We start from the raw sequence: 12,286 nt of genomic DNA, 5'->3' as shown, positions 1-12,286 counted from the left end.
TGGCCCAGCTTCGGACACAGAAAGCAGAAAACACGGTGATTGAGTCAGAACCTGGCCCAACTTCGGACACAAAAAACAGAAAACGCAGTGTTTGAGTCAGAACCGAGCCTCGACTATACAGCTAAAGAAAGCCACGACAGAATATTTTTTCCTACCCCGCAAATACTAACAAAAAAATATGGGGCTGATGTTATATGGGGTTCGTACTTTTGGTTTTTCTGGCCTGGCTGGTGCTTTTGCTGTTTACTTCGATGAATAAGAAACTGACGTTTATTGAAAATACCTTTGTTTATCTGTCGGCGATGGTCATTCATATTAATTATACGTGGATTGTTTATGAAGAACTGAATATGGCGGATATTTCCCAGCAGATCTTAGATAATTCCGGCTTTTTAATACATAGGAGCATAACGCTTCCAATCACATTAGCGATCACATTAAATTTAGTAAGGACAGCTCCTTCGCTGGGTTCAAAGTTAATTAAAGTGGCGGTTTCCGTTGCTTTCCTTGTTTCCGCTGTGATGATTGCCAGGTATTTTGGAATTGTGGATTATAAAAAATGGAATATTGGCTATGAAATCATCTATTTATTCCTCCTGCATTTAGTGGTTCAATTTTTACTGAATTATTTTGGACAGCTTAAAACAAGAGGGGTGAATGAAGCATGAAATTGTGGAAGGAATTTGGCAACAACGAGCTTTATCTTTTGCTTATGATTGCTGCTGCCTACCTTGTTTACTTTCTCCTTATCAGAAGGCCGGACAGGCTCGTGAAGCAGATCAGAGTGCTGAGTTTGCTTTGGGGCATTGCTATCGGGATCCTTTATGATTTTACAATAGGCGGAGGCAGAACCGATTTTTATAAGATTAATGATCTAAATAATTATGAAGTGACAGATATTTTTTACTATATCTTATTTGCACCATTTGGCTACTTCTTTTTTTACCTCTATGAAAAACTGAACATCAGCAAAAAAACGTTCATTATTTATGTATTGGTATGGGCATTATTTGGTGTTTTTTTTCAATGGGTTTTAACGGCGGCAGATATTATTACCCTGCAAAAAGGGTATAAGCTCATTCATTCTTTCCCAATCTTTTTGCTGACTCAGACACTGACAGGTGTTTATATTCAGGTGCTCAAATCAAAGGAATCACTTACAGCAGCTAAATAGGCCGCAATGTTTTCATGAAACCTTTTCCTGCTTCCGGGCGTATGACTTTTTAAAAGAAACGGAAAGGAGAATGAATATGAAAGCAGAAATATGTCCAAAGTGCGGATCAAATGAGCTGGGGAAAGGAAAGCATTCAGGTTATGGGGGAATGTTTCCTGTGGATAAGATGAGTCTCGGTTCTGATATTGAATACGTTATTTGCACCAGCTGCGGTTTTATCATTGAAGGGTATGTGAAAAAGCCTGAGAAGTTTAAAAATAGAATGTAGGAGCATCATGAAAAAATTTAAGTTAAAGAATCATTTTAAAGGATTAAAAAAGGGTACGCACTTTTACTTGATTGCGGAATCTGAATTTATTGGCATTAAAGAATATGTACTGCGGACAAAAGATTTATCGTATCGGATCTCCATTAATGAGGCCGAGCTGAAGAGGAATTTTATTTTCATACCCAAAGAGTAAAAAAGAATGCTCAGAGCATGCCGCCCGGAGCATTCTTAAACATTTTGTCACCAAATATCCCCGCGTTCTTTCTTCAGAGCCTTCATTTTTTCAACCCATTCGTCTACTCTCTGTTTAATTTCAGCACTTTCCGTTTCAGCTGTATTCCGGTTTTTTTCATGAAGTTTCATATACAGATCCTTCATTTGGCCGCTGCGTTCATAGCCCCATTCACGGAGTTCGGATCGCTGCTCATCCGTGATCCAGCCGTTATCTCCCATAATGGTGACGGCATCCAGGATTCGATGTGCTTCACGCCTGCCGACTGTAAATAATTGGCGGGGATAAACTTCACCGATTTTATACTCATCTATCATCTCCCATGGGCTGGGTGCCATTGTAAAAGCCCATGCGAGATCGCCGGCAGACGGAAGCCACTCATATTGAATGGTGTCTTTCAGATCGTCGGGATTGTCTGCTTTAAAGTACTCCCCGTTGCCGGCTTCGGCTACTGCTTTTAATTGATCTTCAGCCTTGCCGTCTACATCAAACCCAATGATATTTACAGTATTACTGCTGTTGTTTTTCACAAGGTTCTTGCTGGCCTGGACGGGGTCGCCGTTACATGTTTCGGCTCCGTCACTGACAATATAGATCGTGGTGGATCCGTCATAGCCGCTGCTCATTTCTGCTGCTTTTTGAATGGCTCCGGCAAGGGGCGTCCAACCTTTGCTTTCAAATGAATCAACAGCTTCGTGAAATTCCTTCTTGGAGTATTTGCTCATCGGATAAACTTCCTCCACACCAGAGCAGGAAATTTCTTTATCCGCGTCTGCCTCTGAGCCTTTATGACCGTATACCACAAGCGATACATCACTGCTTTGGCCAATCGTCTGGGCGAAACTCTTAACTGCACTTTTGGCAATATCCATTTTCACCTTACCGTCTGCCTGCTGCAGCATGCTTGAACTGGCATCCAGAAGAATAATCGCCTGTTCTGCTGCCTTTTTTTCTTCTTCTGCCTGTACTGACTTGGTGGGATCCGGCAGGTAAGGTTCTTCAAAATTCGGCTGGTAGGCATTGGACTTTTCAATGATGTCTTTATAATGTGGACTCGCCAGCAGGGAAATTAGCCCTTTTTTAATAGAGTCTGTATCTTTGGCTTCCTTCGTCAGTTCTTCCAGTTTGGGAGTCATCTCCCGTAATAGTTCAGGATCCGTTACCGGTGAAACATCAATGGGTTCAATGTTTTTTTCGTATGTAAGGTCATCCATTAATGTTCCAGGCGGCAAATTTAACAGGGTTTCTTCAGAGACCTCTAAACTAATATTCTTGGACTCTGCTAAAATGCTTTCCTGCTTTTCTTCTTTCTTTTGCTCTTCTTTAACAGGTGAATCAGCAGCTGTTTTCTCTTTGTCATTACTGCAGGCGGAAAGAATCAATCCGGCAGACAGCAGCCATAGACCATATCGTTTCACAGAAATTCTCCTCTTTGTTTATTGTTTACCAATTATAGAGTGTAACATGGATAAAGCTGTAATTTCCAGAAGATAGGATTTTTTTCAGCAATTTGGTATAGTTGAAGGTAGTTATCATGCAGAGGAGGCAGTCCCTTGGAAAAAGCATTTCCGATTCTTGAAACAGAAAGATTAATTTTAAGAGAAGCAACCGAAGAAGATGCAAAAGATATGTTTGTATACCTGTCAGATCAGCTGGTTGTGAAGCATATGGGAATCTCAGCCTGTGAAACGCCCGAAGAGGTGCTTGGAGAAATAGAATGGTATAAATCCATTTATAAAAATGGCACAGGCATTCGCTGGGGCATCACCTTAAAGGATTCAGGGAAGGTCATAGGGAGCTGCGGATTCCTGAATAGGAATCCGAAACATCACCGAAGTGAAGTCGGATATGAACTAAGCAGGGAGCAGTGGGGAAAAGGAATAGCGAATGAAGCCCTTGAGAGGGTGTTGAAATTCGGATTTGAAGACCTTGGGCTTGAAAGGATAGAAGCCTTGATCGAGCCAAAAAACCTCTCATCGCAGAAGCTGGTTGAAAGGCAAGGCTTTACGAGAGAAGGACTGCTTAGGCATTATGAATATACCAATGGGAAATTTGATGATTTGTATATGTACTCCATTTTAAAAGGGGATTTATGAATACTCCCGCCACTTAATTTACTAATGTAAATTTGAAGTGGGGGTACTCCAGACGGTGTTGATAGATCGATACATACCAGGAGGATATTTTCATGAACTACAATGGCCGTACCTTTGTTTCTGTGCAAAATACTGCTAATGGTGAAGTCTCATCAAAGACCTTTTTTCATTATAAGCAGGAAGGGAATATCATTTCTGCTGCTTATGGCGGGGGAGAAATCATTCAGGGGACGCTGATTGGTATTGCCAATGAAAACGGATGTTTGGAATTCAGATATAACCATGTGAATAACAAAAATCAGCTGCGCAGCGGAAAATGTCTCTCCACTCCTGAAATATTGGCGGACGGCCGCATCAGGCTGCATGAAAAATGGCAATGGCAGGAAGATGAAGGAACTGAAGGACAGTCGATTATCGAGGAAGTAAAAGATTAAGGGTGCCAGCCGGAGGGGATTATCCCTCCGCATGCAACTTTAAGCTCTGCCGGCTTCTTTTTGTTTTTTCTTTCGTTAAGGTGAAGAAGAAAACGATGAGAAGGGGTTTTCTTCTTCCATGCGAATCACTGAGCGGTCCGACAATAACCTGTCCAGCCGCAAGTCCAATCAAACAGGCGGTCAGGCTCATCTGAACAAGTGAAGCACGGGCACCGAAATCATCAGCGATATCTGGAAAGCCCGGCAAATACATATCAATATTGAATGGCCCCAATATGCCAAGCATGATGAGAAGGAAAGCCAGCGCAAGCCGCTCTTTTCCAGTCGGATTGTGAATCATGTTAAACACCTTACTTTCTATGAAACTGCTATCTTTTACATAAATATCGCTAGTATACGCGAGGAAAAAGGGGATGTCCAGCTGGGAATGCTGTAAATAAAAAAATCCATGGCCATCTAGCCACAGATCCTTTCATTAGCAATTGCAGATCATCAATACATTGCCATCCGGGTCCTGAAAATTGAAATAAGCAAAATCTCCAATACGTTCAATTTCTCTCACAATCGTGGTACCCTGATTTTTAACAAAAGCGTAGGCCTCATCGATATCCTGGGCAAAGAAATTAAATAAAACGTGACCGGAAGGAGTCCATTTGAAGGATGGATCAAAGGTGTGGTCATCCAGTGTAAGTCCTGTTTGAGAGGTGACCGGAATGTTGTATACCGGCGATTCCACATCATCCGTATTAAAAGGCAGTCCAAGCAGGCTGCTATACCATTCAGCCGACTTTTTCAGGTCCTTGACATGAATAAACACATTGTTCACTTTACCTGCGATCGGGGAAGCAATTGAATTCATATACTCACCGCTTTCATTGTGATTATTTTACATATTCTGCACATACGGGAAAATCCCTTTACCCCTTTTAGAATAATTTGTGAATAGGATGAAATTAAAATATATGTCGAATTATACCCCCATAACATACAGATTCTTATTCGTATTCTATGAATATAGTTAATAACTAGTCATGAGGAGAATATTATGAAATCACCAGCTAAGGGAGCCCTTGTCATGGTAATAGCGGGGGCTATAACTTTTTCTGCTGCCAATGGCATTTTGAAAGCAACGGAACTTTTTTCAGCGGAAAATTCATCTGTTTTAACAGGTATTCAAAAGAAATCTGAAGCATACATACAACTTGACAAAAAGGCTGAATCAAAAACAGTGGCTGTAAAAAATAAGCTGAAACAAAAAACGGAGGAAAATACTCTTGTTTCTGCAGAATCCCCAAAAAAGGGAGAGAGCAATAAGGCAATTCCTGCTGTGCAAACGGATACCGAATTATCGAGCCGGAAACCTGCAGCAAAACCAGTGGTTAAAACGGAATCTGTACCGGCCAAAGAGCCTTCAGTTCCGGAGCCTGCTTCTGCGCCTTCAGGAAATAAGACAACAAGTGAACCCGTAAAACCTGTAACCAGCCCAAAAGATTCCCAGGCACCAGCATCAGGCACGGGAGGGAATAGTACAGCAAGTCCTGCTGAAAAAGTTCTCAACCATGGACAGCAGGTTTCTCAGGCTGCTAAAGAAAAAGCTGAGATCAGAAGGGCGGACAAAGGAAATGAAAATAAAGAAAGCAATGGGAAGAATTCATAGACTTCCTGGATCATGAAAGAATCAAAAGGCCTCTCCCGTTATTGGGAAAGGCCTTTTAGTTTAAAGCGGATGATCTTGTGTCACACTGCCTTTGCGTTTTAGTTTATTCCAGCCGACAGTTACTCCTTTAATGGCGGAGAAAATCGATTTTACCACCACATAGGTCATCAGCTGTTTATATAAAATTCGCTGTAAAAACAATGAGGCAAGTGGTTTAGGGCTTTCTTTCTCCAGCCTGAACGCATATAAGGAGGTAAAGAAATCCATCAGGTAAAATAGAACAAATCCAATGGCTGCTTTTTCAGGCTTTGTGCTGAAAAGGGCTAAGATAAACAACAGATCGGCAATGGGTGAAATCGTCTGATAAACATATTGAAAGAGCCACATGTTTGGAAGGGCTACATATCCCAATGACTGATGTTTCCTGTTAAATAATGCCTCCCTATGTTTCCAAAGACATTGAAGAGTCCCATATACCCAACGGTAGCGCTGCTTTGCCAGGCTTTTAATATCTTCCGGCACTTCCGTAAAAGCATAGGCCTTTTCTTCGAATTCAATTTTCTTTCCATTGCGCAATAGGGCAAGCGTGATATCCGTATCCTCTGCAAGTGTATCCTCGCTAAAGTATCCTGCTTCTTCAACCGCAGACTTTTTCCATGCACCGATTGCACCTGGTACTACAGTAATACAGTTGAGAGCGGCAAAGGCTCTTCTTTCGAGGTTAAAGCCTGTCACATATTCAATATGCTGCCAGTTCGTAAGGAGATTCCCTTTATTTCCAACCTTGACATTACCTGACACAGCAGCCACCTGTTCATCTTTAAAATGGCTGACAAGCAGTGAAATAGCATTTTCAGCGATAAGCGTATCGGCATCTAAAGCAACCACAATTTCCCCCTTAGATTCCTTGAATCCAAGGTTTACAGCTGAAGATTTTCCGCCATTGGCTTTTTTAATTAATCTGATGCGGGGATTGTCTGCAAAAGCTTCCTCAACGGCACGGGCCGTCTGATCCTTTGAGCCATCATCAATAACCAGTATTTCAAAAGCAGAATAGTCACTCGTTAAAATAGAATTTATAGTTTTGCAGATGACCTTTTCTTCATTATAAGCAGCAATGACCACACTGACATATGGAGTAAATTCAGAGTCAACCTTTGTCTCTTTATACCTCTTTACCTGTTTCCTGGACAGGAATACAAGAAAAATAAGACGCGAAATTCCTAAAAGGATGGCTGAATAAAACAAAAAGCTGATGCTGGTGTTCCAATTTTTAAGGATTTTAAAAACGGCATTATCATATACAGAATAAGGGTTTTCCTTATCAGCAAAAGGCATGATCTCACTGTCACTTTTCCCAATTAAGCCGGCAGCAGTTGAAAATGTATAGCCGCGGCTTTTAAGTGTTTCAATAATAATCGGAAGGGCCTCAACTGTTTTGGAGCGGTCACCCCCGGCATCATGAAGCAAAATGACATTCCCTTCTGACAGCTGATCCAATGTTTGATTTACAAGATCATCAGCTGTGGCTCCCTGCCAATCTCCAGAGTCAATGGATTGGCCGACCATGGTATAGCCAAGGTTCTGGGCTTCCATTATAGGAAGCTGCTCATTCCTTGTGGCCAGTTCCGTATCTGCAATGTATGGAGGCCGGAAAAGAGTCATGGAACGGCCGGTTATGCCTTGAATTAAGCGTTGTGTTGCATTCAATTCCATCCTCAAACGGGAAGGTGTAATGGATGTAATATCTGGATGTGTAAAGGTATGGTTTCCAATTTCATGCCCCTCATCATAAATTCTTTTAACAAGCTGAGGATGCATGAGCGCATTTTCTCCTACGACAAAAAAAGTGCCTTTCACCTGGTACCTGTTCAATATATCAAGTATTTCCGGAGTGTAGTCTGGATCAGGACCGTCATCAAACGTGAGGACGACTTCTTTTTTACTTGAATTTCCATGGCGGATTACTTCAAAAGGCTTCGGATATTTGACATAGGATTCCTTTTTGATCATTCCATTGGAATCCATTTCTATTGTCCTTATTCCTTTTTCTGTTTCTGAAGCGATTTTCAATACCTCTCCGCTGCCAGTATGAAGGGCTGATAAGTGACTATTAAAGGTAGTAAGGACTTGAGATGGTTTTTTTGCTTTATTAGTCTTGCTAAGAAAACTCCAGATCGAAGGATCCTCAGAACCGAGCCGCCATATGGCAATCCCGGCAGAACCGCTATTTAGGGCAAGGTTCATCTGGTTATAAAAAGTGGCAGCATCCAAAAACCAGACAGTATGATCTTTTCCATTCTGTTTATATCGTAAGTAGGGGTTTCCAGATTCCATACTCCAATTGGTGTGGAGGTTTGATTCACTGCCCAACTTCATGATATTCCCAAAAGTCATTTCTGCCGCAGGTTCACTTGAATTTTCTTCCCAATTGTAGCCGTATGTCCCCAGCCCTGCAACCAATTTTTCGGAGGGAATATCAGCTTGATTCAGGTTCTCCTTTACCCAATCTGTTGAAGCGACAGGACCTGGTTTGCTCATGGCATAATGCTGGTCATAGAGCATCACAATGACGCGGTCAGCGTATTTAGTCAAAGAAGCATAATCATAGCTTTCATCGTTCGGCGGAACATCCAATGTCACCAGTAAATCTACCTTATGAAAGGCTTTGTAGACCTTACTCATGAATTGCGTAAAATGTTCCCTGTCAGAAGGTTTAATCGCTTCGAAGTCAATATTAATCCCATCGAAATTATTTGATACCACATAAAAAATCATATCTTCAATAAAGCGGTCTTCAGCCCCTGGAACAGTAAATAACCTGTGCAGAACATCTGAATCCCATTTGCCGTCTATAAAATTATTGACTAATGGCAAAACCTTGATTTGATTTTCTTTCGCTTCTTTTACAATGGATGGGTCAATTGAAGACTTGACCTTTAGGTCTGGTGTAACCTGCATCCATTCAGGAACCAAGGTAGTTATTGACTTTTTATTTTTCATGAAGGATACTTTACTATTTTCGTCCCAATTGACATAGAATCCATACACTTCTTGATTTTGATTTTCTGGAATTTTGGCATCAAAGTTTGTTTCAAGATCCAGAGATGCCGAATCCTTTTCATGGAAGGGTGTGTCAATCGGCTCTATCTGAGGGCTTGAAGTGTGCTGCTCCAGAGTCAATGCAGGAACCATGGGAGCCGTATTTAAGCTCTCAATAAAAAATGCTGATATTACTGCAATTAATAGAACGAAGCCTGCAGTCATTCGTTTGATTAGAGACCAGCGCCGTTTAGCCGGATCAAGAAATATAGATTCCTGTTTTCCAACATTCGTTTTCAGCCCCAGATTATAAAACCAGTGGAAGAAAAAATAGCAGACTAGTCCAACAATCCCTCCTAAAATACCTGAAACAACTGAATCGGAAGATAATATTCCGCTTTTAAGGTTTGAAATCAGCCAGAAATCGTCTAATGGGCCAAAATCCATGTAAGGCAGCTTATGTATGTATGGAATAAAAACAGTTATCAGAGAGCCCAGGAACAAGGCAATAATATTAAGGCGCAGAATCAGTGAACAAGCAAACAATAATGGAATTCTATAACTATCCAAAGGTAAAAATGCCAGAAAGAAGCCCAGAGTACTGGCAATTGCTCCTGCGGTACCAGACACAGGGGCAAACAGGGATCTGACAATCCACCTGAAAAAACGATCCACATTTATTCCTCCCAAGATGTAATGTTAATTATGTAAGGAGGGGACGCCTGTAACTCCCAACCCTTCATTCAAAATGACCATCAACAAAAATTTAGGCTTTCATTCCTGGATTTTGGGGGTAGGTAAAAATTTTGCGCTGATTTTTTAATGGTAAAACAGGTTAATCATAAAAGAAGCATATTGTAAAGCTGTCCGGCAGTATGATGAAGTAATAGCTATTTGTCAGATCGCCGGAAGGAGAATCGGAATGGCCTATTATCGGGATCCGCAGTTATCAGCAGAAGAAATGCTTTCTATCATCAGAAACGGACTCGGCATTTCACAGGTTCAGAAGAAAATTATTGTTGTTGGAGCAGGTATGTCCGGACTGGTGGCTGCTTCACTGCTGAAGGAAGCCGGTCATGATGTAACGGTTTTAGAAGCTACACAACGGGTTGGCGGAAGGATATTTACGATGAGAGAGCCGTTCATGGACGATTTGTACCTGGATGTGGGCGCCATGCGAATTCCTCATATTCATCCATTAGTTCTTGAATATATTAAAAAATTCCGTTTAAAAGTAAATGAATTCAAAAACACAACACCCCAGGACCTGATCTTTGCCAATGGAATAAAAACGAATCGAACTGCCTATAAGAAGAATCCGGATATGCTGGGCTACCCGGTTGCTCCGCATGAAAAAGGAAAGACCGCGGAAGAACTGCTCATGATGGCAATAAAGCCAGTTGCAGATTTTATTAGGCAAAACCCTGCTCAAAATTGGAATATCGTAGTTAGAGAGTTTGACAGATATCCTATGAGTTTCTTTCTAAGGTACAACCCGGTGGGCGCCAGTCTGTCTCCCGGTGCCCTTGAAAGCATTAAAGTTCTGCTGGGTCTGGAAGGGTTTCCGGAGCTGAGCTTTCCGGCCATTCTGCGGGAGCTGCTTCCTTTATTCAGTCCGGACATTCATTTTTATGAAATAGAGGGAGGCAATGATAAGCTTCCAAATGCTTTTTTGCCTCAGTTAAAAGAAAATCTTTATTTCGGCTATCAGATGACAAAAATAGAACAGGATCAACAGCAGGTTACCATTCATGCCAGACATACCTTAAGCCAAAGGCCTTTGGCAGTAATGGGTGACCTGGCCATTATCACGATTCCTTTTTCTTTGCTCTCCTTCGTTGAAGTCGTTCCCCGGCATTCATTTTCGCATAATAAATGGAAAGCCATTCGGGAACTTCATTATGTTTCATCAACAAAAATCGGACTTCAGTTCAAGCATCGATTCTGGGAACGGGAAGGGCTGCATGGAGGGAAGCTCATGACAGATCTGCCCATTCGCTTCGCTGCCTACCCGAGCCATCTGATCGGATCTTCAGGTTCGGGGGTTATTATGGCAAGCTATACCTGGGAAGATGATACGTTATCCTGGGATAACCTTAAGGAAGGGGATCGGATCCGGAATGCCCTCGACAATTTGGCTGTTGTTCATGGCAATCAGGTCTACGAGCATTTCTTAACAGGAGCTTCCCATAGCTGGTCCCAGTACCCTTTTTCCGGCGGTGCCTTCTCCATGTTCAAGCCGAGCCAGGAAACAGAGCTGTACCCGTCTATTCCTGTTCCAGAGGGAAGAGTTCATTTCGCCGGGGAACATACTTCCACAGCCCCGGGCTGGATAGAAGGAGCGATTCAATCAGGCATAAGGGCTGCAAGGGAAGTGACCGATTTGCCCAGAGGCTATTATAAGTGGTTATAAAGGCTAAAATGCGACAGAGATGTCTGATTTTGACGTTAAAATGTGCCATTGGATAGGCACTTTTTAACGATTTTCCAACAAATTGTACAAGACATCTGTAAACGCTTTCATTTATAATTGAAGTATCAGATAGGAAAGGGGGATGCGTTCAGGTGGAACTTTTAATGGAGCAATGCGACCATGGCCAGCAGGAAGGACCTTGTGAAGAGTGTGCCCCCAATATAGAAGGGGAAGAGAATTTCGATACCTCTGATTATGACTATCATAAGAGACTGTGGTTTTAAAGAAAGACGCTTGGGAAGAAATTTCCCAAGCGCTTTTTTTATAGTTTCTTTCTTCTCATCCACTGTGTGGCAGCCCATTTGTCGCCAATGACGACAGGTGCACCGCCATGAAGAGTCAAATCGTTTAAGTTTTGGTCATCGTAAAAATATTCGAAGTACACGGCCATGCCTTTTTGTGGTGAAACAGAAAGGTTAAGCTTTGGGAAATACGTTTCCCCGCCCTGTTCAACATCATTCAGGTACATGACAAGCGTGCTGATTCTCGGGTTGCCTGCTGCTCTGCTGGTCGAAGAGAAGAAATCAAAGTGTGCTTTATATTCCTGGCCAATTTTATAATTAAGAATCTGCAGCCCTTCACCATGCTCAATTGGAATGTTCATGATTTGGGATACTCTTTTCTCGATTCTGGCGACGAGTTCATTTTCCCCTTCCTCGAAAAACGTACTGCTGCTTGTTCTGAGTTCTTCCGCTTCAAGGGAGTTGGCAACTTTTGAACGCTGCATGCGATCTTTTGACTGTTGAATCAGCTGGTCACATTCTTCATCGCTCAAAACATTTCCCAGTACCACAATTAATGGTTCTGCGAATTTAGCGATTATTTGAATTTCCCGATCTTCTGTAATAATTTTATTTCCAGCATGATCAAAAATCGTTTGTTCTTTAATAGATGCATCCATTGCCATGTA

General features: G+C 41.9%; 13 protein-coding genes and 1 pseudogene. 9 read left to right on the top strand and 5 right to left on the bottom strand.

What is annotated here, in order from left to right; translation table 11 throughout:
• Positions 1 to 194 precede the first annotated feature (194 nt).
• The 4 genes from CHI10_RS16100 to CHI10_RS16085 all read left to right on the top strand — a co-directional run bounded on the left by CHI10_RS16100 (position 195) and on the right by CHI10_RS16085 (position 1,635).
• Entirely contained in the window at positions 195 to 668 is a 474-nt protein-coding gene (locus CHI10_RS16100) for a hypothetical protein (RefSeq protein WP_095245241.1), read from the top strand.
• On the top strand, positions 665 to 1,174 hold the full coding sequence (locus CHI10_RS16095; protein ID WP_095245240.1) for a hypothetical protein: 510 nt from the start codon (positions 665 to 667) through the stop codon (positions 1,172 to 1,174). The genes CHI10_RS16100 and CHI10_RS16095 overlap by 4 nt, the downstream gene beginning before the upstream one ends.
• A 76-nt stretch (positions 1,175 to 1,250) precedes the next feature.
• A complete protein-coding gene (locus CHI10_RS16090) occupies positions 1,251 to 1,442 on the top strand; it encodes a transcription initiation factor TFIIIB (RefSeq protein WP_370460293.1) in 192 nt (63 codons plus the stop codon).
• A gap of 7 nt (positions 1,443 to 1,449) precedes the next feature.
• Positions 1,450 to 1,635, top strand: coding sequence for a hypothetical protein (locus CHI10_RS16085; RefSeq protein WP_048011843.1), 186 nt, complete (start codon positions 1,450 to 1,452; stop codon positions 1,633 to 1,635).
• Between the two features lie 47 nt (positions 1,636 to 1,682).
• Here CHI10_RS16085 and CHI10_RS16080 read toward each other — a convergent pair whose 3' ends face one another.
• The gene (locus tag CHI10_RS16080) at positions 1,683 to 3,092 is read right to left on the bottom strand and encodes a vWA domain-containing protein (protein ID WP_095245238.1); all 1,410 of its coding nucleotides are present in this window, start codon (positions 3,090 to 3,092) and stop codon (positions 1,683 to 1,685) included.
• Positions 3,093 to 3,227: 135 nt separating this feature from the next.
• On the opposite strand from CHI10_RS16080, the gene CHI10_RS16075 reads away from it, so the two are divergent.
• The gene (locus CHI10_RS16075; protein WP_095245237.1) at positions 3,228 to 3,770 is read left to right on the top strand and encodes a GNAT family N-acetyltransferase; all 543 of its coding nucleotides are present in this window, start codon (positions 3,228 to 3,230) and stop codon (positions 3,768 to 3,770) included.
• A 92-nt stretch (positions 3,771 to 3,862) separates the two neighbouring features.
• Complete coding sequence (locus CHI10_RS16070; protein WP_095245236.1) at positions 3,863 to 4,204, top strand: avidin-fold protein; 342 nt, start codon at positions 3,863 to 3,865, stop codon at positions 4,202 to 4,204.
• A 73-nt stretch (positions 4,205 to 4,277) separates the two neighbouring features.
• Here the strand turns inward: CHI10_RS16070 and CHI10_RS16065 are convergent.
• Positions 4,278 to 4,544 (bottom strand): annotated as a pseudogene (locus CHI10_RS16065) (MFS transporter); the annotation flags it as partial.
• Positions 4,545 to 4,679: 135 nt separating this feature from the next.
• The gene (locus tag CHI10_RS16060; protein ID WP_095245235.1) at positions 4,680 to 5,063 is read right to left on the bottom strand and encodes a VOC family protein; all 384 of its coding nucleotides are present in this window, start codon (positions 5,061 to 5,063) and stop codon (positions 4,680 to 4,682) included.
• A gap of 186 nt (positions 5,064 to 5,249) precedes the next feature.
• Between CHI10_RS16060 and CHI10_RS16055 the strand changes: the two genes are divergently transcribed.
• Positions 5,250 to 5,861 carry a hypothetical protein gene (locus tag CHI10_RS16055; protein ID WP_095245234.1) on the top strand — a complete coding sequence of 204 codons (612 nt, stop codon included), beginning with the start codon at positions 5,250 to 5,252 and terminating at the stop codon, positions 5,859 to 5,861.
• Between the two features lie 60 nt (positions 5,862 to 5,921).
• Here the strand turns inward: CHI10_RS16055 and CHI10_RS16050 are convergent, their stop codons facing one another.
• Positions 5,922 to 9,578, bottom strand: coding sequence for a polysaccharide deacetylase family protein (locus tag CHI10_RS16050; protein WP_095245233.1), 3,657 nt, complete (start codon positions 9,576 to 9,578; stop codon positions 5,922 to 5,924).
• A gap of 247 nt (positions 9,579 to 9,825) precedes the next feature.
• Here CHI10_RS16050 and CHI10_RS16045 point away from each other — a divergent pair, with 247 nt between their 5' ends.
• Both CHI10_RS16045 and CHI10_RS22750 read left to right on the top strand, forming a co-directional pair.
• Positions 9,826 to 11,316 carry a flavin monoamine oxidase family protein gene (locus CHI10_RS16045; protein ID WP_095245232.1) on the top strand — a complete coding sequence of 497 codons (1,491 nt, stop codon included), beginning with the start codon at positions 9,826 to 9,828 and terminating at the stop codon, positions 11,314 to 11,316.
• Positions 11,317 to 11,468: 152 nt separating this feature from the next.
• On the top strand, positions 11,469 to 11,600 hold the full coding sequence (locus tag CHI10_RS22750) for a hypothetical protein (protein WP_286137402.1): 132 nt from the start codon (positions 11,469 to 11,471) through the stop codon (positions 11,598 to 11,600).
• Between the two features lie 38 nt (positions 11,601 to 11,638).
• On the opposite strand, the gene CHI10_RS16040 is transcribed toward CHI10_RS22750, so the two are convergent.
• Entirely contained in the window at positions 11,639 to 12,283 is a 645-nt protein-coding gene (locus tag CHI10_RS16040; protein ID WP_095245231.1) for a 2OG-Fe(II) oxygenase, read from the bottom strand.
• Between the last annotated feature and the right edge of the window lie 3 nt (positions 12,284 to 12,286).

Origin of the sequence: Bacillus sp. 7894-2, from assembly GCF_002272225.1 — a bacterium.
GTDB lineage: Bacteria > Bacillota > Bacilli > Bacillales > Cytobacillaceae > Cytobacillus.
Note: the sequence above shows the minus strand (reverse complement) of the source record. Positions and strands in the feature narration are given on the sequence as shown.